Origin of the sequence: Nocardia iowensis (genome assembly GCF_019222765.1) — a bacterium.
Classification (GTDB): domain Bacteria; phylum Actinomycetota; class Actinomycetes; order Mycobacteriales; family Mycobacteriaceae; genus Nocardia; species Nocardia iowensis.
Window position 1 is genome coordinate 548,406 of record NZ_CP078145.1, and the last position, 21,174, is coordinate 569,579.

The 21,174-nt window shown below is 68.1% G+C and carries 17 protein-coding genes; 9 read left to right on the top strand and 8 right to left on the bottom strand.

Annotated elements, in window-relative coordinates; genetic code table 11:
* Positions 1–17 precede the first annotated feature (17 nt).
* Genes KV110_RS02605 through KV110_RS02615 form a run of 3 tightly spaced genes read right to left on the bottom strand, consistent with a single transcriptional unit; the run spans position 18 to position 5,475 of the window.
* Positions 18–737, bottom strand: a complete 720-nt coding sequence (locus KV110_RS02605; protein WP_218472975.1) for a cyclase family protein — start codon at positions 735–737, stop codon at positions 18–20.
* Positions 734–2,977 carry a serine/threonine-protein kinase gene (locus KV110_RS02610; RefSeq protein WP_218472977.1) on the bottom strand — a complete coding sequence of 748 codons (2,244 nt, stop codon included), beginning with the start codon at positions 2,975–2,977 and terminating at the stop codon, positions 734–736. The genes KV110_RS02605 and KV110_RS02610 overlap by 4 nt, the downstream gene beginning before the upstream one ends.
* Positions 2,974–5,475: a serine/threonine-protein kinase gene (locus KV110_RS02615; RefSeq protein WP_246634319.1), complete on the bottom strand. Its 2,502-nt coding sequence runs from the start codon at positions 5,473–5,475 to the stop codon at positions 2,974–2,976. The genes KV110_RS02610 and KV110_RS02615 overlap by 4 nt, the downstream gene beginning before the upstream one ends.
* A 255-nt stretch (positions 5,476–5,730) precedes the next feature.
* Between KV110_RS02615 and KV110_RS02620 the strand changes: the two genes are divergently transcribed.
* Entirely contained in the window at positions 5,731–7,323 is a 1,593-nt protein-coding gene (locus KV110_RS02620; protein ID WP_246634320.1) for an amidase, read from the top strand.
* 6 nt (positions 7,324–7,329) lie between these two features.
* On the opposite strand, the gene KV110_RS02625 is transcribed toward KV110_RS02620, so the two are convergent.
* From KV110_RS02625 to KV110_RS02635, 3 genes are all read right to left on the bottom strand, one after another.
* Positions 7,330–8,223 carry a LysR family transcriptional regulator gene (locus tag KV110_RS02625; RefSeq protein ID WP_218472987.1) on the bottom strand — a complete coding sequence of 298 codons (894 nt, stop codon included), beginning with the start codon at positions 8,221–8,223 and terminating at the stop codon, positions 7,330–7,332.
* Positions 8,224–8,658: 435 nt separating this feature from the next.
* Positions 8,659–9,492 (bottom strand): SDR family oxidoreductase, encoded by an 834-nt coding sequence (locus tag KV110_RS02630; RefSeq protein ID WP_218472989.1) that lies wholly within the window; start codon positions 9,490–9,492, stop codon positions 8,659–8,661.
* The gene (locus tag KV110_RS02635) at positions 9,489–11,111 is read right to left on the bottom strand and encodes an aldehyde dehydrogenase family protein (RefSeq protein WP_218472991.1); all 1,623 of its coding nucleotides are present in this window, start codon (positions 11,109–11,111) and stop codon (positions 9,489–9,491) included. The genes KV110_RS02630 and KV110_RS02635 overlap by 4 nt, the downstream gene beginning before the upstream one ends.
* Before the next feature lie 156 nt (positions 11,112–11,267).
* Between KV110_RS02635 and KV110_RS02640 the strand changes: the two genes are divergently transcribed.
* Positions 11,268–12,602 (top strand): PucR family transcriptional regulator, encoded by a 1,335-nt coding sequence (locus tag KV110_RS02640; RefSeq protein WP_246634321.1) that lies wholly within the window; start codon positions 11,268–11,270, stop codon positions 12,600–12,602.
* Positions 12,603–12,620: 18 nt separating this feature from the next.
* On the opposite strand, the gene KV110_RS02645 is transcribed toward KV110_RS02640, so the two are convergent.
* Complete coding sequence (locus KV110_RS02645; protein WP_218472995.1) at positions 12,621–12,881, bottom strand: DUF2277 family protein; 261 nt, start codon at positions 12,879–12,881, stop codon at positions 12,621–12,623.
* A 286-nt stretch (positions 12,882–13,167) separates the two neighbouring features.
* Here KV110_RS02645 and KV110_RS02650 point away from each other — a divergent pair, with 286 nt between their 5' ends.
* The gene (locus KV110_RS02650; RefSeq protein ID WP_218472997.1) at positions 13,168–14,004 is read left to right on the top strand and encodes a DUF1266 domain-containing protein; all 837 of its coding nucleotides are present in this window, start codon (positions 13,168–13,170) and stop codon (positions 14,002–14,004) included.
* A 9-nt stretch (positions 14,005–14,013) separates the two neighbouring features.
* Here KV110_RS02650 and KV110_RS02655 read toward each other — a convergent pair whose 3' ends face one another.
* A complete protein-coding gene (locus KV110_RS02655; RefSeq protein ID WP_218473000.1) occupies positions 14,014–14,961 on the bottom strand; it encodes a hypothetical protein in 948 nt (315 codons plus the stop codon).
* Between the two features lie 436 nt (positions 14,962–15,397).
* Between KV110_RS02655 and ftsH the strand changes: the two genes are divergently transcribed.
* The 6 genes from ftsH to KV110_RS02685 all read left to right on the top strand — a co-directional run bounded on the left by ftsH (position 15,398) and on the right by KV110_RS02685 (position 21,133).
* A complete protein-coding gene (gene ftsH, locus KV110_RS02660) occupies positions 15,398–17,803 on the top strand; it encodes an ATP-dependent zinc metalloprotease FtsH (protein ID WP_218473002.1) in 2,406 nt (801 codons plus the stop codon).
* A gap of 296 nt (positions 17,804–18,099) precedes the next feature.
* Positions 18,100–18,705, top strand: coding sequence for a GTP cyclohydrolase I FolE (folE, locus tag KV110_RS02665; RefSeq protein ID WP_218478120.1), 606 nt, complete (start codon positions 18,100–18,102; stop codon positions 18,703–18,705).
* Positions 18,706–18,716: 11 nt separating this feature from the next.
* The gene (folP, locus tag KV110_RS02670; RefSeq protein WP_218473004.1) at positions 18,717–19,610 is read left to right on the top strand and encodes a dihydropteroate synthase; all 894 of its coding nucleotides are present in this window, start codon (positions 18,717–18,719) and stop codon (positions 19,608–19,610) included.
* Positions 19,607–20,041 carry a dihydroneopterin aldolase gene (gene folB / locus KV110_RS02675; RefSeq protein ID WP_218473006.1) on the top strand — a complete coding sequence of 145 codons (435 nt, stop codon included), beginning with the start codon at positions 19,607–19,609 and terminating at the stop codon, positions 20,039–20,041. The genes folP and folB overlap by 4 nt, the downstream gene beginning before the upstream one ends.
* 73 nt (positions 20,042–20,114) lie before the next feature.
* Positions 20,115–20,666, top strand: coding sequence for a 2-amino-4-hydroxy-6-hydroxymethyldihydropteridine diphosphokinase (folK, locus tag KV110_RS02680; RefSeq protein ID WP_218473008.1), 552 nt, complete (start codon positions 20,115–20,117; stop codon positions 20,664–20,666).
* Positions 20,663–21,133 (top strand): DUF3180 domain-containing protein, encoded by a 471-nt coding sequence (locus tag KV110_RS02685; RefSeq protein ID WP_218478121.1) that lies wholly within the window; start codon positions 20,663–20,665, stop codon positions 21,131–21,133. Before folK ends, KV110_RS02685 begins: the two co-directional genes overlap by 4 nt.
* The last annotated feature ends 41 nt before the right edge of the window (positions 21,134–21,174 follow it).

A 21,174-nucleotide genomic window follows, 5' to 3' on the forward strand; every position in this document is an offset into this window, starting at 1 on the left:
GGCTCGCCACCCGTTCGTCAACGATCGGGCAGAATGCCGAAAATCGTTGCGGGGGAGCCGGAGCCGCCGCTGTACAACGGCCCGCCGACCAGGATCCAGGCACCCGTCGCGGGGACAGTGACGAGGTTGGCCAGGCATTCCAGGCTGATCCGGTGGTCCCGGTAGAGCAGTTTCGATACCGCGTAGGTGTCGTCCGTGCCCAGATCGGGGCCGAAGGTGTCGATGCCGAGCGCGCCACGGCGGCCGAGCCGTCCGGTGCGCAGCAACCACTCGACGGTCTCGACCGCGAAACCCGGCTGATGGCCCGCGGATTCGCCGGTACCGATGAATTCCGGTGTGCCCCACTTGGCGTCCCACCCGGTCCAGGCGATCACCGCGGCGCCATCCGGGATGCGACCGTGCCGTCCCTCCCACTGTTTCAGATCGGCCACGGTGACCGCGTAGTCACGGTCACCGGCACACTGCTCACGCACATCGACTTTTACCGCGGGCAGCAGCAGATCATCCAGGTCGAGTTCATCGGCGGCGAGGCCGTCGGAGTGGAAATGAATCGGTGCGCCCCAATGGGTTCCGGTGTGCTCACCCTGCTGGATGTAGCGCAGGTAGTAGCCGTCGTTGGCGACCGTCGCGACGATGTCGGTGTGGAACTCCGGGTCCCCGGGAAACAAGGGGGTGGTGGCCGGATCGTGCACATGCGACAGGCTGACCAGCCGTTGGAACGGCCGGGGCGAGATCATCGCGTCCGCTGCGGGATGGCCCGCGCGAGCGCGAGCAGGTCCGCCTCTAGCCAGCGAAACAACCGGTAGGTAACCACGAAAGCCAGAATGCCACCCACACTGAGCACGCGCACCGGAACGATCACCAACTCCAGATCCGCTGGGTCGACAAAGGTCGCCCCCGCCACGCCGAGCAGCGGAACCGACGCGGCGACACCGAGGTAGAAGTTGCCCCGCCGAGCCAGATTTCGCAGCTGGCGCTCATCGCCCGGCCCGATTCCGCCGCGCACCAACAACTGTGGATACACCGAGCGCACCGCGTACACCATGATCGGGAAGAACGGATAGGCCAGCGCGATGGCGGCGCAAACGACCTGTGCCGCAAAGAAATGCAGGAAGGTCCCCGGCGGCAGATCGACACCGGTGAACGCCAGGCCCAACGGCCAGATGACGCCTGCCACGAGCCAGAAACCGAACGGCACCAACACCGCCCAATCACCCATCGACAACGTGTCGCGGCGCGCCTTGGCCAGCGTGCGCGCGGAATACTCGCGGCCGCGGGCCAGCCGGAATCCGATGGTCAGCGGTCGGCGCGTCAGAAAGATCAGCAGCAGCGCCGCGACCGGGAAGGCGATCAGGTTGTTGACCAAGCCGACGGTGGCGAACTTGTGCTGATCGGCCGCCGACATCCGATCGATGATCAGCGACTGGTTCAGCTGGATGTTGTACCAGCTCGCCAGCGCGTTCGGCACGCCGATGCACAGCGCCGCGACCGGGATCAGCCAGCCACGGGCTCGATAGGCCAGGCTGGTCGGCGGCGGATCGACCAGGTCGCGAGCGCGTGCGTCGAGGCACAGCTCGAGTTGACCGGCCAACTCGGCGCCGTTGCGCCAGCGCCGTTTCGGGTCGGCGTGCAGGCAATCGAGCAGCACCCGGCGCAGCGCCGCCGGGGTATCTGCGGGCAGCCGGGACAGCGCGGTTGCGGAGATACCCGCACGACGTATGGCGAGCATGCGCGCGTAGACCGCGGCAGGTGCTTCGTTTGTCGGCGCGGTCTCATCGAACGGGCTTGCGCCCGTGAGCATTTCCCACAGCAATACGCCGAGTGAGTAGAGGTCGCTGCGCGTTCCAGGTGCGGGCGCGGCCGGATCGAGGAATCGGGCAAGCTGCTCCGGTGACCGGTACGGCAACGAATCATCGGTGAGCTCATCGGGATTTACCACGGCCCGGCGCGCACCCGACTCACTCAGCGCGAAATCGGCGAGCTTCGGAATACCCTCGGCGGTGAACAGTACGTTCGCGGGTTTGATGCCGTGATGCAGCACGCCGTGGTGCTCCGCGTAATCCAGCGCGTCGGCCAGCCGCCTGCCGACCCAGGCCACCGTCTCCGGCCAGCTGAGCGTCGCGATCTCGGCCCGCACACTCGAATCCGACGGCCGGATCTCGCCTTTCGTCTCCATCGACGCGTCGACCGCGCGCAGCAGCAGCGCGCCACCATCGGACTCCGCCCCGCGCCGCCGCTGATCGAGCACGCCGACCGCGGTACCACCAGGCAGGTACTGCATGTAGACGAGTCGGGGTGCGGCGGCACCGAACACGTCCTCGGCGGTGTCGGTACTCAACAGCCGCTGGTCGAAGACTCGAACGATATGAGCGTGATCGAGTTGCGCCATGGTGTGGGGCGCACCGGCGCGGCCCGCCGAAAGCCGCACCGCGACAAGCCGTTGCATGGAGCGCTGACTGGCGAGAAAGACCCGGCCGAGTACGCCGCTGCCGAGATCGGTGATCAGGTCGAAGTCGTCGATTCGCCGGCCGGGAGCCAGTTCGGCCAGTGCGGCAACGGCTTCGCTCGACTCGGCCGTGCCGAAGTCATCGGTGCTGTCATCGATATCGAAGGCGTCGAGCCGTTCTCGGATCTCGTCGGCGAACTCCGGGTACTCGGTGAGGAATTCGGCGACCGCCAGTGGGGCATGGCGCCGCCGGGCCAGGAACTCCGCGCAGATCAGGTCCGCCAGCTCCGGGCTGTGCTCGACCTCCGGAAACTCCTTGCGGTACTCGGCAACCCGCTTGCCGAGGTCGGCGGCCCTGGCCCAGCGCTCGCGCAGGTCGATGCGCAGCAGATCGGTCAGCACGGCCAGGCGCACCTGGGTGCCGTCGGGCACGTAGTCCGCGATGCGCGGCGGCGTGAACTGGTCACTGCGCAGGTTGCGTTGCCAATCGGCGGCGAACCGGGCGACGACGTCGGCGCGCACGGACCTCACCTGCGCGTCTCCGTCACGCTAGGTTCGCTCTCCTGGGGTTCGGCTGCTGCCGCAACGGTATTCGCGCCCGCCGAGGCCGGCGCGACGACCCGCTCCAGCGCGCGCAGGTCGGCCTCCAGCGCGCGGAACAGCAGATAGGAGACCACGAACGCGATGATGCCGCCCACACACAACACCCGGACCGCGAAGATCACCATCGGAATATCGGACGGCGGCAGAAAAGTCACCCCGGCCACGGCGAGCAACGGCACCGATGCCGCGACCGCCAGGTATCCGTTGCAGCGACGGTCCAACCCGCGCAACCAGATCGCATCCTCCGGACTGATGTCACCGTGCCGGAGGAACAGCGGATAGATGCAGCGCACCATGTAGAACGTCAGCAGGAAGAACGGATACGCCACCGCGATGGCGCCGCACACCACCAACGACGCGAGGAAGTGCACGATCGCCCGTGCGGGCAGGTCGCCGGTCACCAATTGCAGCGTGAGCGGGAAGGTGAAGCCGGACAGCACCCACAGCGAAAACGCCACGGCCACCGCGCGATCGCCGAGCAGCAGAGCATCGCGTCTGGCATGACACAACGTGTCCAGGTCGTAGCGTTTTCCCTTGCGGAGCCCGCGCGGCACCGTCAACAGCGACCGGGACATGTACACCACCAGCGCGATGCCGACAGGGAAGAACACCGCGTTCACCACGCCCGTGACGATCACGAAGCTGTGCTGGGCCTCCTCGGTCAGCCTGCTGATGATCAGGTGCTGGTTGTGCTGGATGTTGTACAGCGAGGCAAGGACATTCGGCAGCCCGACCGACAGCAGCGTGACCAGCACCAGCCACGGCCGCAGCCGCAGGCGCCAGCTGTGCGGCGCCGGATCGACCAGTTCCCTCGCCCGCGCGTCCAGGCACAGCTCCAACTGCCTGGCCAGCACCGACCCGTTCGCCCAGCGCATCGTCCGCTCCGGCGAAAGACAGCTCAGCAGCACTCGCCGCAGCGCCGCCGGGCAATCGGGCGGCACCCGCTCCAGCGCGGCCGCGTCCACCCCCGCGCTGCGGCGCTCCAGCATCGCCTCCAGTGTCGTGTCGTCACTGTGCTCGCCCGCGCCCGCGGTGCTGTCGTCGAAGGGTTTGGCGCCGGTGAGCAATTCCCACAGCACCACCCCGAGTGAGTAGATGTCCGCGCGGGTGTCCAGATCCGCCGCGCTGCGCCCGAAGCCGGGATGACAGGCCTCCAGCTGCTCCGGCGACATGTACGCCAGCGAGCCGCCGAAATAGGCGACCGGACTCGTGCCATCGACATTGCGGCTGAAGCTGATGTTGAAGTCGGCGAGCTTGGGCACCGCCTCGGCGGTGAGCAGCACATTCGCCGGTTTCACATCGCGGTGCAGCACGCCGTGTGCCGAGGCGTAGTCGAGCGCCTCGGCCAGTCTGCGGCCGAGCCACGCGACCGTCTCCGGCCAACTGAGCGTGGCGATCTCGGCGCGCACGCTCGAATCCGTCGGCCGGATCTCGCCCTTCTCCTCCATGGCCGCGTCGACCGCGTCGAGCAGCAGCCGACCGCTGCGTTCGGCGGGCGGGGTGGCGCGCACCCAGCGCAGCACGCTGAGCAGCGTGCCGCCGGGCAGGAACTGCATGTAGAGCAATCGCAACCGGCGCGAGCGACCGGCGTCCGCGTCGAGCAGCCGCTGGTCGAAGACGCGCACGATGTAGTCGTGGTCGAGCTGGGCCAGGGTCTGCGGCTCGGTGCCGTGGTCGGCGGAGATCTTCACCGCGACCAGCCGCTGCAATGAGCGCTGCCTGGCCAGGAAGACGCGGGCGAACGCGCCGCTGCCCAAGCCGGTCAGCAGGTCGAAATCATCGATTCGCTGGCCGATTTCGATGCGGTCGAGCGCGTCGAAGCGGTCCGGCCCGGTGCCGATCGTGGTGGGCACGGCGGTCGCCGTTCCCGTCAGATCAGTGGTCGCTCGGGTCACTTCTGAACTACGAGTGGACTCGGCGGTCCGGTTCAATTCGCTATCGACGAAGGCGGCTCTGGTGCGCGCGAGCGCGGTCAGTGTGAAATCCTCCAGCGCCGCCCGCCGGGTGCTCTGATCGAGATCATCCGCGTTCAGCATGGCACGCAGTTCACTCGCCTGGTGCGGATATTCGCGCAGGCATTCGCGTGGATCCACCCGTTCGCCGCTGTGCCTGCGGATGACGAACTCTTCGTACACCAGACCGGCCGGGATACTTCCGGATTCGAGTTCGGGGAATTCGGCGCAGTATTCGGCGAGCCGTTTGCGCGTCTCCGGTCCAGGCCGCGCCTGCTCGGTCGCGCCGAGCACGGTCCGGCGCAGCCAGCGATGTCGCAGGTCGACCCGGATCAGCTCGATCAGCGCCTCGGTCCGCAGCGTCTGCGCGTCGGGCAGATACTCGGCGATCTCGGGTGGGCGGCGCGCGGATTGAAAAGCAGTGTCTTCCCATGCCGCGGAGAAGGCTGCCACGGCGCTGAATTCGGTGCGCATGGGAGGCCCGCCATAACCGGCCACGGCATCGAAACCCGGGGCGAAATCGGAACTTCTATCGGAGTCGGCACTCATTCCAGGACCTAGTGGCTCGGCGGACGTCAGAGAATCCGCACTGGTCGGTCGATGGATGTGCCGGAGAAATTCCCGCCACACCCGACGTCATCGTCCCCCGAGCAGTATTCGGAATGATAACTTGCGGCTCAACAGCGATCACCCGAATTCGACAACGATGCGACGGGGGACGACCAGCACATGCACAACAAGTCCACAGCTGTGGCGGACGGTTCGGCAAAAACCGAAACCACCGTCACGGAAGCAGCAGCGCAGCCGCCGACCAAGCACACGGCGGTCCCGCAGGCTCCGGCTACTTCGAAATCACTAACGCAGGCGACGGTCGTGCAGGCCGACGTCGCGCAGTCACCGCCTACCCGATCGGCCGTCGCGGCGGCGGCGCCCGCTCAAGATAGTCCGGTGGACGCGAACGACCAAATCGCCGCCGGCCAGGACAATTCACGGGGCCCGGCCGCGGCGATCGCGGCGGGCGTCCGGGACGGTTCGCTGACCGCGACGGAGGTGGTCGAGACCACCCTCGCCAGAATCGTCGCCGAGCACCGGAATACGAATGCCTTCAGCGTTATCCGCACCGACAAGGCACGGTCGGAGGCAGCGTTGCTCGAGCAGCGCGCCGACCTCGACGTGCTGCCGCTGGCCGGTGTGCCGATCGCGATCAAACACAACCTCGCGGTCGCGGGCGAGACCATGCGGTGCGGCTCCGCGGCGACGGACACCCGTCCGGTCGCCGACGATCATCCGGTGGTGCGCAGGCTGCGCGCCGCGGGCGCGGTGGTCGTCGGGCTCACCACCGTGCCGGAACTCGGACTGTGGGGCACCACCGACACCCCGGACCGGATCACCGGCAACCCATGGAATGTCGCGCGCAGCGCGGGCGGCTCGTCCGGCGGTTCGGCGGCGGCGGTCGCGGCCGGACTGGTGCCGATCGCGCACGGCAACGACGGGCTCGGTTCGATCCGCATCCCCGCCGCCTGCTGCGGGGTCTTCGGCATCAAGCCGGGCAGGCACACGGTGCCCGCGGAGATCGGCCTCGACGCCTGGTCCGGCATGGCCGAAAACGGCGTGCTGGCAACGACAGTCGGCGATGCGGCGCTCGCGCTATCGGTGCTGGCCGCCCGGCCGGACCTAGCCGAGGTGGAGCCGCCAGGCCGACTACGCATCGGTCTAGCCGTGGCTCCGCCGTCTCGCTTCTTTCCGGTCGATCGGCACTGGACCAACGCCGCGCGCACAGCGGCCTCGGTCGCCGCGGCGGCCGGCCATCTGGTCGAGCCGACCACGTTGCCCTATGGCGACGCGATGCTGTCGATCTTCTTGCGCTGGTTGGCCGTTGGTTGCCGCGACGCCGCCGCGCTACCCCACCCCGAGCTCCTGCAACCGCGCACCCGCCGCCATCTTGCACTCGGCCGCAAGGTGGCCCGACTACGGCTCGTCCGCCCGTCCCAGGTCGATCGGGTCGAGGCGCGACTGCTCGAATACTTCGAACGCTACGACGTGGTGATCACGCCCACGCTCGCCGGCCCGCCGCCAAAGGCGCGGGCCTGGCACAGCCGCGGTTGGCTGGCCAATGTGCTTGCCAGCGCCCGGTTTTCGCCCTTCACCCCGCTGTGGAATCTGGTCGGCTGGCCCGCCGCCTCCATCCCGATGGGCATGCACCCCGATGTCGGAACGCCGGTGGCCGCTCAGCTGGCCGGCCCGCCGGGCAGCGAATCCACCCTGCTACGGCTGGCCGCGCAAGTGGAATCGCTGCACCCGTGGCGGCGCACTATCAACTGACCAGGATTACGCGCTGACGGCGGGTTGCTGCTGCTGGACCGAGAACCCGCCGTCGACCGCGCGTCCCGCGAATTCGAGGATGGTGGGTCGAGTGTCATCGGCCCGCCACGCGACGGCAAGCTCGCACGGCGCGAGACCGGCCACCGGTCGCGCGGTGAGGCCCGGCCACCGGTACATCGGCACGTTGTTCTCGGCGAGCAAACAGACGCCGAGGCCGAGGCTCACGGCCTCCAGCTTGTCCTCCGGCGTCGCCGCCTCGGCGCCGATCTTCGGCTGGCGTCCGTTGCGCGCGTCGTTGCCGAGCCAGAAGTCGCGCACCGCACCGGCTTCGGTGGGCAGCGCGATGAACGGCTCGTCGAGCAGGTCGGTGAAGTCGATGGTTTCCCGGTCGGCCAGCGGGTGGTTCTCCGGGAGCAGCACCCAGCGCGGCTCCGTGCGCAGCACCTGCCAGCGGTAGCGGTTCGGATCGGGCAGCGGCAGCCACACCAGGGACAGATCCGCCTGCCGACCGGCCAGGCCGCTGGACGGGTCGGTCCAGGAGGCCGCGTGCAGTGCGAGCCGATGGCCGCTCGCGCTCTCCAGGTCGTTCAACAGGCCGCGCCCGAGCGCGGACTGGATACCGACGCGCAGCACCTCGCCCGCCTCCTGCAGCGAGACGTTGGTGACCTCCCACAGCTCCAGGATCTTGCGGGCGCCCTCGAGCAGTTCCTTACCGGCGACGGTCAGGGCGACGCTGCGCTGGTTGCGGTCGAACAGGACCACGTCGAGCTGGCGTTCCAGCTGACGGATCTGACGCGAGAGGGTGGGTTGAGCGATGTGCAGCCGCTGAGCGGCGTTGGTGAAGTGCAGTTCCTCAGCGACGGCGACGAAATACCGCAGGTCGCGCAAATGCGGGTCCATAGCCCCTTGCTATCAGAATCAGTCCTGAATTTCCAGCCTTATCAGGCCGGAAAGTCTGGATACGGGTACCAAAACATTCGACAGGTTTGTTAGGGACAGCATATTGCTTGTCATGGTGGGACGCACCATCGACTCCGCGAATCTTCGGCATGCGGGGGTCGATCTTTCCAATGAAGTACATCTGGGCGTGTGACCAGCAGTGATGATCATCTATGGCGTCACGACGGGCGGAGAACTGGCGGTCTGTGTGATTGCCGATCGTCCGCTGGGGGCCCGCTTATGGCCGACCTGCGGTCATTTGCACCCTCTATAGTGATTTTCATCACAATATGGTTTTGTATTGCCGATTGGATCGGCTGTCGAGTCTTCGCCGGACGCGCAAAAGCGCTGCGGCCGGGACGAATCCACGACCGCAGCGCCTGGTGAGCGAACGAGCTACACGCTGCGCGCCCGCTCCTCGTACGCCTTGCGCTTGTCGGCGTCGACGTCGTCCAGGAACGCGTGCCCCGCGCCGAGCGCCCTGGCGATGCCGTCACCGACCGCCTCCGGCAGCAGCCCGACCAGCTGCGAGATGATGCCCGCCACCGCGGTCACCCGGACCTTGGACTTCGGTGCGGTGATCAGCCCGACGATGGCGTCGGCGATCTCCTCCGGCTCGGCCGGGCGCAGCAGCTTCGGCGCGGTGACGCCCGCGCCGAGCTCGGTGTTGGTCAACGTGGGCAGCACCGAGGAGAAGCGCACGCCGGAATCCCGGTACTCCTCGCGCAGCGTGTCGGTGAAGCCGAGCACCGCGTGCTTGCTCGCGTTGTAGGTGGCCAGGCCGGGGATGTGCGTCTCACCGGCCAGCGAGGCGATATTGATGACGTGCCCGCTGCTGCGCGGCAGCATCCGGGCCAGGCCCAGCTTGGAGCCCAGGATTACGCCGTAGACATTGATGTCGAGGATCCGGCGGGTGATCTGGTCCGGCTCGTCGACCAGCTTGCCGGTCGGCATGATGCCCGCGTTGTTGACCAGCACATCGATCGGGCCGACGGTGCGCTCCACCTCGTCGAGGAAGCTCTCGAACGAGACGGGATCGGTGACGTCGAGCTTGCCGTACAGCTCGAAACCGCGGGCGGTGCCGGACGCCTTGACGGTGGCCTCATCGATATCGCCGATCGCGACCTTGGCGCCGAGCGCCTGTAGCGCGGTCGCGGTGGCCAGTCCGATGCCGCGGGCGCCGCCGGTAATGACGACGACCTTGCCGCGAATCTTCGAAACGTCACTCACTTGTTGTCTCCCTTGAGTTTCAGAACGGCCGGAATATCGAGCCTGCGCAGGCCGCGGGCTCCCGCGGCCCGCATGGCGCCGAGTGCGAAGAGCAGCTTCGGCATCGAGTACGGGTACCAGAACAGTTCCTTCTGCTGGGTCGGCAGGATCGGCGTGGTGATCGCCTGCTGACGGCAGTACTTGCGGACGCCGTTGGCGCCGCCCCAGCGAGCGCCGGTGCCGGACATGCCCCAGCCGCCCATCGGCAGGGCGAAGCTGAACAGATTGCTGAAGACATCGTTGATATTGACCGCGCCCGCGTTCAGCTGCCTGGCCACTCGGTCGCCATGGTCCTTGTCGCCGGTCCACACCGTCGCCGAGAGCCCGTAGATCGAATCATTGGCCAGCCGAATGGCTTCCGCCTCGTCGGCCACCTTCATCACCGGCAGGGTCGGGCCGAAGGTCTCTTCGGTGATGCACGACATGGTGTGGTCGACATCGACCAGCACGGTCGGCTCGAACGCGGTGCCGAACCCGGCCCGCTTGCCGCCGGTGAGCACCTTCGCGCCGGCCGCGACGGCCTCGTCGACGTGGCGTTGCACGATGCTGGTCTGGTTCTCGTTGGCCAGCGCGCCGACATCGTGCTTGGACTCGCGGCCGTCGATGCCCTGGCGCAGCGCCTTGACGTTCGCGGTCAGCTTGGCGACGAACTCGTCGTAGACCGGCGCCTCGACGTACACCCGCTCCACCGAGATACACACCTGACCCGAGTTGAACATTCCGCCGAACGCGATGCCGTGCGCGGCGCGATCCAGATCGGCGTCGGCCAGCACGATGGCCGGGTCCTTACCGCCCAGCTCCAGGCTGTACGGGACCATCCGCTCCGCACACGCCACGGCGATCTTGCGACCGGTCGCGGTCGAACCGGTGAACTGGATGTAGTCGGCGTTCTCGACGACGGCGCCGCCGGTCGCGCCCGCGCCGGTGACCACGGCGAAGATCGGGGGAGCGCCGATTTCGGCCCAGCCCCTTGCCATTTCGAGGGCGGACAGCGGCGTCACCTCGGACGGCTTCAGGATGACGGCGGCACCCGCGGCGAGCGCGGGGAACACATCCAGCGCGGGCATGGCCACCGGGAAGTTCCACGGCGTGATGACGCCGACCACCGGGTACGGCTTGTACGCGGTGGTCAGCTTCTTCACCCTGGCCAGTGGACTGTGCGGGGACGGGTGGTCGTCGGCGAGGAACTTGGCCGCGCGCCGGGCGTAGTAGCCGACCAGGTCGGTCGCGAAGGCGGGATCAATGAGCGAGTCGACGCGCGGCTTGCCCGTTTCGGACTGCACCACGTCGGCGATCGTTTCGGTGTTGTCGATCAGCCAGTCCTGGAATTTCAGCAGCCATTCCTTGCGGCCGTTCGGGCCGATGGCCTCCCACTCCGGCTGGTACAGCCGTAGCTCGCGGACCTTGGCCGCGACCTCGTCCGCGGTCACCGCCGGCACCGTCCCGACGACCGCACCGGTGCCGGGATTGCGCACCTCGATGACGGCGGGGGCGTTGTCCGCTGCCGTTGTCTTCCGCGCGGTTGTCTTGCGCGCCGGTGCCTTCTTTGCCGCGCCGGGCGCTGGTTCGGTGTTGGTCACTGCTGTTCTCCCACTGACGTTGTGCTGTGAGCCGCGTGGGCTGAGTGTGAATCAGGCCACTGAACTATGATCGTGGCACAATGCCGGGGGAGATTCTTGGCTCAGTTTGTCAACCGAGCCGCGAGAATTTGTGCTCAGAGAACAATCGGAGGCGCTGTGACCACCGCATCACCCGACCGGATCGGCCCCAACTCCGAAGTGGTCCGCGACTGGCTGGCGGAGTACGTCTACGAGACGATGCGGACCGAGACGCTCGAGCAGGTCGTCGACCGCCTCGACAGCGCGATCATCGCGCGCATCCCAGAACTCGCCGACCGCGACCTGCGCCGTGACCTCGCCGCGAGCACGCGCGCCCATGCCAGGGTGATGCTGAGCGGAATCACCAGCGACACCTTCGAATACACGCTGCCCGAAGAGGCACACGCCTTCGCGCGGACGATCGCCCGCCGCGGCTTCGAGCTGCGAATGCTGCTGCGGACCTATCACGTCGGCATGGAAGCGGTGCTCGATTACATGACCGAGGCCATCGATCAACGGCAGGCCCCGCAGGAGATCGAGCGCGCGGTGATGCTGCGGCTGTTCGAGCGGGCGACGAAGTGGGTCAGCATGTCGGTCGAGATGTTGACCGACACCTACATGGAGGAACGCGAGCGAGTGCTGCGGGCCGCGCTCAATCGGCGCACCGAGACCATCCGCGCGCTGCTGGCCGGTGACGAGCTGGACACCGACCAGGCCTCGGCCCGGCTCGGTTATCGGCTCGGTCAACGACACGTCGCCTTCGTGCTGTGGACCGACGAGGGCGAATCCGGCAGTGGCGACGGCGAAGTCATCGGCCTGCTCGAACGGGTCGCAACCCGGGTCGCGACCGAAATCGGCAACGGCAGGGTGCTCACCGTCGCGTCCGGGTCGAGCGGCATGTGGGCGTGGGCCGGACTGGATGACCTACCGGGTGCCGATGCGAGCCAGAACGGCCGGGCCGATCAGGGTGCGGGCGAACCCGGCGCGGTCGAGCGAGTCGCGGCCGGTCTGGTCGAACCGCCGGTCCGGATCGCCTTCGGGGTGCCCGCCGGGCACGTCGCGGGGTTCCGACAGAGTCATCGCGAAGCGGTGGCCGCCAGGCATGTCGCCGAGCGCGGACCGGCGGGTGCGGCCCGCGTCATCGGTTATCGCGAGGTGGAGATCGCCTATTTGGCCGGCGCCGACGACACGGCGATGCGTGGCCTGATCGGGCGGGAATTGCGGGCGCTGTCCGGCTCGGACCCGAACGCGGCGCGGCTGCGCGAGACGCTGCACGCCTACCTGAAAAGTCATCGCAGCCCCGAGGCGACGGCGAAACTGCTTGGGGTGCACAAGAACACGGTCCGCTACCGCATCCAGCGGATCGAGGAACTGCTGGGTTATCCGATCGAGCAGCGCAGCTTGCCGTTGGAGCTCGCCCTCGCCTGCGTCGCTGTCTACGGTGTAGACGCGCTGCCCGGAATCAGTGCTTGAGCTGTGCGTTATCCGCGGTCAGTCGGCCGACGCTTCGCGTGCGGCGACCCGCAACGGCGGTTCGGTCGGCGGGGCGGCCGGTCGGTCAGGTAGGTCCGCCAGCAGCTGTGTGGTGGCCGCGGCGATGGCCGCGACGGCCTTGTCGACCGCCACTTTGGTGGTGGAGCTCAGGCCGGACACACCACCGACCGTGCGCACGTACTGCAGTGCGGCAGCATAGATTTCCTGCTCGGTAGCGGCAGGCTCCAGGCCACGAAGGAGGGTGATGTTGCTACTCATGCGAGCACAGTAGCTCTCGAGCACGCCATGCGGCAGGGCAAGAAAGTCCTGATGCGAAAATCGCTGTTCGCCATGCCCGGCAAGCGGGTGGCGTTCAGCGATCGGCGCCGACTTTTCGAGCACACTGGACCCCCACGCGCGAGGCTTTCGAGCGCCGGTTCGCGGCCGTCTCGTGTCCGAGTCGTCGCAGCGCATGCGACGCAGTCGCCAGTCGCGACGGCTCGGACACGAGACCAAGGGGCCGCGAACCACGCCGCGCCGCAGGCGCGGCCAATAGACTCAGCTCATGCCTGCCCGCGGTGTACCCACGTTGACGACCTTCCCGTACGAGGAGCTGGATCAGCGCGAAGAGGACCACTGGTCCGGCGCAGCCGTAGCCGATGACGAATTGCGCGCGCTCGCGCTCGGCGCTTTCTACTCCGCCCGCTGGGATGCCTTCCACGACGCGCTGCTGCTCGGCCCTGAGCGCGAGCATCCGCTCGGCGACCGGCGCGAGCTCGCCATCGACACGCTCACCGGCGCCTGGGGCATCACCGACGGGACCGAGGCGCAGGCGTCGATGGAGCAGTTGCTGGACGGTATGCACGCGCCGCTGTACGCGCTGGTCCATCCGCTGGTGATGGCCTCGGTCAATGCCAGTGAACGGGACAGGTTCGGCGAGCGCGCCGACCGGCACCGGGCGTTCCTGCGCCAGGTCGGCTCGTTCCGCGGGATGGACAATCCGGAGGCGCTGGTCCGCGACTACGACATCTGGTCACAGGCCATCAAGATCGGCTTCACCGATCATCTCGCGCGCCCGCTGCCCAGCGACATCCACGCCTGGGATCTGGCCCGCGTGGTCGCCGTCGCGCGGATGGCCTTCACCGCTGGATATCTCGACGCGGATCTGGCCTGGGACTATCTGGCCCGCGCGCTGCCCATCGCGCAGGCCAAGTACCGCAACTGGCGGCAGTTCGGCGACGCCTATCTCACCGGCTGGACCTACTGGCAGGCCTGCGAAGACCTCGCCGAACTGAAGAACGGCGGCGTCGACCGGCGGATGGAACTGCTGCGCCTGTGGATGCGCCCGACCAGTCCGTGGCGGCGGATCAGCCTGACCGTGCCGCCGGTGGTGCAGCCCTGACGTCGTGAACTATCCGCCGTCGGGCAGGGAGCGAAGAATGCCGCGGCCGTAGCGCTGGAACTGCGCGTCGTCGACCATGCCGAGGGAATGGCGCTCGACGAGCAGTTCCCATTCCGAATACAGCTGCGACACACCTGGATCGGCCGGGCCGGCAGCGCCGTCGGCGGAGTCGCGGCGCACCGCGAAGTTCACCGCGCAGGTGACGCGCTCGGTGTCGGCTCGATCGGTGCCGGTGAAACGCAAGGTGATGTTGCCGTCGTGCACTTCCATGCTCGCCTCGCCGCGGACCGCGCCGATCTCGCCTGCCACCACGGGCGTGCCGTCGGTGTTGCGGGCCCACAGCACCGCGGGGATGGGTAGCTCGTGCGCGTAGCGGGTGCCGGTGCCGATCGAGATGAACAGCAGCCGCCCGGTCGTCGCGGCGAGCAGGCCGGGGCCGTTGCCCGCGGGCGGGTGCGCGTGCGCGATCGCGGTCTCCAGCACGTACTCGTCCGGTGTGACGTATCGGTGCAGCGCGGCGATCGCCGACTTCGCTTCGCGGTGCGGGGCCATCCGGCGCACGGCGCGGTCAACGTCGGCGCGGGTCGGGCCGGACTTGCCCCAGGTGGGGGCGGGCGGATGCAGATCGGGGGCGGCCACGTCGATGCGCTGGGTCGCCAGGATCTGGCTGTTGATCCGGTCCACGATCTCGGTAGCGGCGGGCACGTCGTGCTCGGCGATCAGCACCGGCAGCGGGGTACGGTCCGCGGGTACGCCGGTCAGCACCGGGGTCGGGTATCTCAGGTATATCTCGATGACAACGGCGTCGTCGGCGCGCCGATTCAACCGAACCTTCAACAGGTCGGTAACCGGTACGTCGAGCACCCGCTCGCCATCGGAGCCAGGACGCAGGACGATCAACCGCCCGCGGCCGTGACGCACTATCGCTGTGGGTGTCCGTAGCTCAACTATGTCCATACCCCCTGCGCTCTGCTTGATTTGCGGTGTTCGCGGTGCCCTCCGTGGTTACGCTTCGCTGCCTCCTCCGGGCCCGTCGCTCGCACCGCGGTGTCTGTTTGCGGTGCTCAGGGGGCCTTACGTGGTTACGCAAGCTACCGCCTCCGGGCCTGTCGCTCGCGCCGCGGTGTTGTGTCGTCGCTCACGATAGGCCGAACATGCCATGATTGTGACCACTTGGAGTAACCCGGACCGGGGACTTCGGGAACCACCGAGGTCCCTTGGCCGTTTACCTCTTTAACTGCACCTGCAGCCGAACTGCGCGATGTATCGACTAGACCGTACGCGGTAACGTGGCATGTCCGCATCCGAACCCTCCCGGAGCCGGACGCGCCCGACGCATCGCTTGCAAGAACCCGGAGACACCGGAAAGGACTGGCCGGCCGGCCGACGCTCTATGAACCGCAAGACAGTGTTTCGCACCCTGGCCATAGTCTCGGGCATCTTGCTCGTGATCTATGCGTTCAGCTACTTCGGCAATGACACGCGCGGCTGGAAGAGCGTCGATACGTCCGTCGCATTGACCCAGCTGAACGATAAGAGCAACGTCAAGAACGTTCAGATCGATGATCGTGAACAGCAACTACGCATCGAGCTGAAGAACGGCAACGATGCGACCGGTGGCCAGAGCAAGATCATCGCGAAGTATCCCGGTGGCAGCGAGACGTCCGGACAGGTCTTCGACGCTGTCAAGAATTCCGGCGCTCCCTACAACACCGTGGTCAAGCAGGAGAGCTGGCTCACCCAGATCCTGCTGTTCGTGCTGCCGATGGTGATCCTGTTGGGGCTGTTCGTCTTTGTCATGGCCCGCATGCAGGGCGGTGGTCGCGGCGGGATGATGGGCTTCGGCAAGTCCAAGGCCAAACAGCTGTCCAAGGACATGCCGAAGACCACGTTCGCCGATGTGGCCGGCGCCGACGAGGCGGTCGAAGAGCTCTACGAGATCAAGGACTTCCTGCAGAACCCGGTCCGCTACCAGGCCCTCGGCGCCAAGATCCCGAAGGGCGTGCTGCTGTACGGCCCGCCCGGTACCGGTAAGACGCTGCTCGCGCGCGCCGTGGCCGGCGAGGCGGGCGTGCCGTTCTTCACGATCTCCGGTTCGGACTTCGTCGAGATGTTCGTCGGTGTCGGCGCCTCCCGGGTGCGCGACCTGTTCGAGCAGGCCAAGCAGAACAGCCCGTGCATCATCTTCGTCGACGAGATCGACGCGGTCGGCCGCCAGCGCGGCGCGGGCCTCGGCGGTGGCCACGACGAACGTGAGCAGACGCTGAACCAGCTGCTGGTCGAGATGGACGGCTTCGGCGATCGCACCGGCGTCATCCTGATCGCCGCGACCAACCGCCCCGACATCCTTGACCCCGCGCTGCTGCGCCCCGGCCGGTTCGACCGGCAGATCCCGGTCGGCAACCCCGACCTGGCGGGTCGGCGTGCCATCCTGCGGGTGCATTCGCAGGGCAAGCCGATCGCACCCGAGGCCGACCTCGACGGTCTGGCCAAGCGCACCGTCGGCATGTCCGGCGCCGACCTGGCCAATGTGATCAACGAGGCCGCGCTGCTCACCGCCAGGGAGAACGGCGCCGTCATCACCGGCGACGCGCTCGAGGAGTCGGTGGACCGCGTCGTCGGCGGTCCGCGCCGCAAGAGCCGGATCATCAGCGAGCACGAGAAGAAGATCACCGCTTACCACGAGGGTGGCCACACGCTGGCCGCTTGGGCGATGCCCGACATCGAGCCCGTCTACAAGGTCACCATCCTGGCCCGCGGCCGCACCGGTGGCCACGCCATGACGGTGCCCGAGGACGACAAGGGCCTGATGACCCGCTCGGAGATGATCGCCCGCCTGGTGATGGCGATGGGCGGCCGCGCGGCCGAGGAACTGGTGTTCCACGAGCCGACCACCGGCGCGTCCTCGGATATCGACCAGGCCACCAAGATCGCTCGCGCGATGGTGACCGAATACGGCATGAGCTCGCGCCTCGGCGCGGTGCGCTACGGCCAGGAGGCGGGCGACCCGTTCCTCGGCCGCTCGATGGGCCAGGCGTCGGATTACTCGCACGAGGTCGCGGGCGCCATCGACGAGGAGGTGCGCAACCTGATCGAGGCCGCGCACACCGAGGCGTGGGCCATTCTCAACGAGTACCGCGACGTGCTCGACGTGCTGGCGACGGCGCTGCTCGAGCGGGAGACCTTGCACCGCAAGGAGCTCGAAGGACTGCTCGCCTCGGTGGAGAAGCGGCCGAGGATCACCGCGTTCAACGACTTCGGTGACCGCGTTCCCTCGACCAAGCCGCCGGTGAAGACGCCGGGCGAGCTGGCGCTCGAGCGCGGTGAGCCGTGGCCGCCGCCGGAGCAGATCCCGGCGCCGTTGCCCGCGGGTGCGGCCAGGGAGAACCAGCCCGCCAACGGTTATCCGGAGGAGGGTGGTTACACCGCCGCACCGCAGTACGGCTATCCCGCACCGCCCGCGTCCGGGTACCCGGCGCAGCCGCCCGCTCAGGGCTACCCGCAGCGCGGTGGCACGCACGGCTCACGTCCGGACTACGGTGCTCCCGCCGGTTGGTCGGCCCCGGGTTGGCCGCCGCGCGACGAGCAGCAGCAGCCGAGCCAGCCCAGTGGCTGGACCGAGCCGCAACAGCGCCACGGCTACCAGCCGTGGGGTCCGCAGCCGGGCGCGCAGGACGGCGGTTACGACCGCGGCAACTACGGCGACCAGCCCGGCTACGAAGAGCCAGGCCGGGCGAACCCGAACGGCGAGGGCGACACCGACAATCGCGAGTGGGATGGACCGAACGGTCGACGCTGAACCAGGCCGGTGCTCTCGTGTCCGTAGTGGCACGTGAGCATCGGCTCCGGGTCTATCGCCCGTGCCGCGCTGTTCGATCGGCGGCGCGCACGGGCCCGTCGCGGTGACGCGGGCTGCCGCCTCCGGGCCTGTCGCTCGCACCGCGCCGGTGACGATTAGGCTCGACCATCGGGGTGCCGAGTAATTGCCGGCATCCGAGATTTTGGAGGTGTCCTCGATTGTCGGCCAACAATCACGTCGGCGGCCACGCGCTCGCCGATTCGGACGGTACCGCGGAGAACGGTTCCGGCAATGGCATGACCAGGCCGGAGCTCATCGCTCTTGAAACTGGACGAGCGTTCGACCAAGACCGGGCCGAAGCCGCGGTTCGGGAGTTGCTGCTCGCTGTCGGTGAAAATCCCGACCGGCCCGGTTTGATCGATACGCCCGCCCGGGTCGCCCGCGCCTATCGGGAGATGTTCGCGGGGCTCTATGTCGAGCCGGAAGACGTGCTGAACACCACCTTCGACGAGGGTCACCAGGAACTGGTGCTGGTCCGCGACATCCCCCTGTACTCCACCTGCGAACACCACCTGGTGTCGTTCCACGGTGTCGCGCACGTCGGCTATATCCCCGGCAAGCACGGCCGGGTGACCGGACTGTCCAAGCTGGCCCGCCTGGTCGATCTGTACGCCAAGCGCCCACAGGTGCAGGAGCGCCTGACCAGCCAGGTCGCCGACGCGGTGATGCGCAAGCTGGATCCGCGCGGCGCCATCGTGGTGGTCGAGGCCGAACACCTGTGCATGGCGATGCGCGGCATCCGCAAGCCGGGCGCGAGTACCACCACCTCGGCGGTGCGCGGCCTGCTGCAGTCCAGTCCGTCCTCGCGCTCCGAGGCCCTCGATCTCATTCTGCGGAAGTGAACGAGGATCCGATGAGCGCAGAGAGGAGCAGCTTCGCGCGCGGCGGGCGCTCCTGTGTGGTGATGGGCGTTGTCAACGTCACCAGTGACTCCTTCTCCGACGGCGGGCGCTACCTCGACCCCGACCTCGCGGTCGCGCACGGCGTCGAGTTGTACGCGGCGGGCGCCGACATCGTCGACGTCGGCGGCGAGTCGACCAGGCCGGGAGCGGTGCGGATCGATCCCGAGACCGAGGCGGCCCGGGTGGTCCCGGTGATCCGCGGATTGGTCGCGGCGGGCGTACCGACCAGCGTCGACACCATGCGCGCCGCGGTGGCCGAGGCGGCCCTCGCAGCGGGTGTTTCGGTGGTGAACGACGTCTCCGGCGGCCGCGCCGATCCCGACATGGTGAAAGTCGTTGCCGCCGCTGATGTCCCGTGGATCCTCATGCACTGGCGCGCGGGCGCGGACTACCGGCACACCGGCCCGGCCGACCACTACGACGACGTGGTCGCCGAGGTGCTCGCCGAACTGACCGCCCAGGTGGACCTGGCCGTGGCCGCGGGTGTCGACCCGTCCCGGCTGATTCTCGATCCCGGTCTAGGCTTCGCCAAGAACGCCGAGCACAACTGGGCGTTGCTCGGCGCGCTGCCCGAACTCGTGGCCAACGGACTACCGATTCTCATCGGCGCCTCCCGCAAACGCTTCCTCGGCGCGCTGCTGGCTGACGACTCGGGCCCTCGACCGCCCGACGGTCGCGAGACCGCCACCGCGACCGTTTCGGCGCTGGCCGCTCTGCACGGTGCCTGGGGCGTGCGCGTGCACGACGTGCGCGCCTCGTTGGACGCCATCACCGTTACCGATGCCTGGCAGGCCGCTGCCCGGCCGCACACCGCCACGCCGAGCTCGCGAGGAGCACACCGATGAGTCCGACCCCGGCCGACGCTGAGCATGTTGCGTCGCAGGAGAATTCGTCGATCCGGCGCGGTGCCGACCGCATCGAGCTGCGCGGCCTGCGAGCGTTCGGCCATCACGGCGTGTTCGATCACGAACGCCGGGACGGCCAGGAGTTCGTCGTCGATCTGACCGTGTGGGTGGACTTCTCCGTCGCCGCGGCCTCCGACGATCTGGTCGCCACCGTCGACTACGGCCAACTCGCCGAGAACGCCGTGCGAATCATCCAAGGCCCGCCGCGCAACCTCATCGAGACCGTCGTCTCCGAGATCGCCGACGACGTAATGACCGACCCGCGCATCAGCTCGGTCGAGGTGGTCGTGCACAAGCCCGCCGCCCCGATTCCGCACACCTTCGCCGACGTCCGAGTCGTCACCTCGCGCCATCGCGGGGAGCCGCTGTGAGCCCGATCAGCGAGCGGACCATCGGCACCGCTCCCCGAGGCACGATGGAGCCGAGCGTCAGCGAGGTGGCGTCGTGACTCGTGCCGTGCTGTCCATCGGTTCGAATCTGGGTGACCGGCTGGCGCATCTGCGCAGTGTGGTCGACGGCTTCGGTACTCGGGTCATCGCGGTGTCGCCGGTGTATTCGACCGCGCCGTGGGGCGGGGTCGAACAGGACGACTACCTCAATGCCATTGTCGTGGTGGAAGAGCCGGCGTTCGACTGCGCCGATTGGCTGCGCGAGGGCCAGCGGCTCGAGCAAGCCGCGGATCGGGTCCGCGAGGTGCGCTGGGGCGCCAGGACCCTCGATGTCGACGTGATCTGGTGCGCGGAGCGCGCGGACGGCGAGCTGGTGGCCTGCCGCAGCGAGGACCCGGAGCTGACCCTGCCGCACCCGCAGGCGCATCGGCGCGCGTTCGTCCTGATCCCGTGGCTGGACCTGGAACCGGACGCGGTGCTCGAGGTCGACGGCCGCGCGCAGGCGATCACGGACCTGCTCGATGAACTCCCGGTCGCCGAACGCACCGGCGTGCAACGGACCGAGCTGTCCCTGCCATCCGCCGAAGGATCGGCCCCGTGCAGCTGAAACCCACTCGAATCCTGGACCTGGTGGCGAATGTGGTGATCGCCGCGGTCGTCGCGTGGGTCGCAACCCGGATGGCCTACAACAGCTTTCCGCCGATCTCCACCTACGCGGGTGCCTCGCTGTATCCGGTCGCGGCCATCGAGGCGGTGCTGGCGTTCGTGATCCGGGCGAAGGTCAACGACAACCAGCTCGGCGATGGCAGGCATCAACTGCATCCGATCACTGCGGCCCGCGCGGTCGCGTTGGCCAAGGCGTCGCTGCAAGTCGGTTCGATCGCGGCGGGTGTGTGGCTGGGTTTCCTGTTTTGGGTCTTCCCGCAGCGGGGCACGCTCGGTGCGGCCGCCGCCGACAGTCCGGGTGCCATTGTCGGGATGCTGGCGGGGGTGGCTTTGGTTGCTGCGGCCCTATGGCTCGAGTATTGCTGCCGGGCTCCCGACGACCCCACCGACGATCCGGCAACCACATAGCAAATAAGCCGTCCGGAATTGTCGCACCGAGTTGTGGGCGT

Coding starts and splice junctions, on each gene's coding strand:
- KV110_RS02605 (WP_218472975.1), bottom strand. CDS start 737: ATGATCTCGCCCCGGCCGTTCCAACGGCTGGTCAGCCTGTCGCATGTG.
- KV110_RS02615 (WP_246634319.1), bottom strand. CDS start 5,475: ATGCGCACCGAATTCAGCGCCGTGGCAGCCTTCTCCGCGGCATGGGAA.
- KV110_RS02620 (WP_246634320.1), top strand. CDS start 5,731: ATGCACAACAAGTCCACAGCTGTGGCGGACGGTTCGGCAAAAACCGAA.
- KV110_RS02625 (WP_218472987.1), bottom strand. CDS start 8,223: ATGGACCCGCATTTGCGCGACCTGCGGTATTTCGTCGCCGTCGCTGAG.
- KV110_RS02645 (WP_218472995.1), bottom strand. CDS start 12,881: ATGAGTAGCAACATCACCCTCCTTCGTGGCCTGGAGCCTGCCGCTACC.
- KV110_RS02650 (WP_218472997.1), top strand. CDS start 13,168: ATGCCTGCCCGCGGTGTACCCACGTTGACGACCTTCCCGTACGAGGAG.
- KV110_RS02655 (WP_218473000.1), bottom strand. CDS start 14,961: ATGGACATAGTTGAGCTACGGACACCCACAGCGATAGTGCGTCACGGC.
- ftsH (WP_218473002.1), top strand. CDS start 15,398: ATGAACCGCAAGACAGTGTTTCGCACCCTGGCCATAGTCTCGGGCATC.
- folE (WP_218478120.1), top strand. CDS start 18,100: ATGACCAGGCCGGAGCTCATCGCTCTTGAAACTGGACGAGCGTTCGAC.
- folP (WP_218473004.1), top strand. CDS start 18,717: ATGAGCGCAGAGAGGAGCAGCTTCGCGCGCGGCGGGCGCTCCTGTGTG.
- folB (WP_218473006.1), top strand. CDS start 19,607: ATGAGTCCGACCCCGGCCGACGCTGAGCATGTTGCGTCGCAGGAGAAT.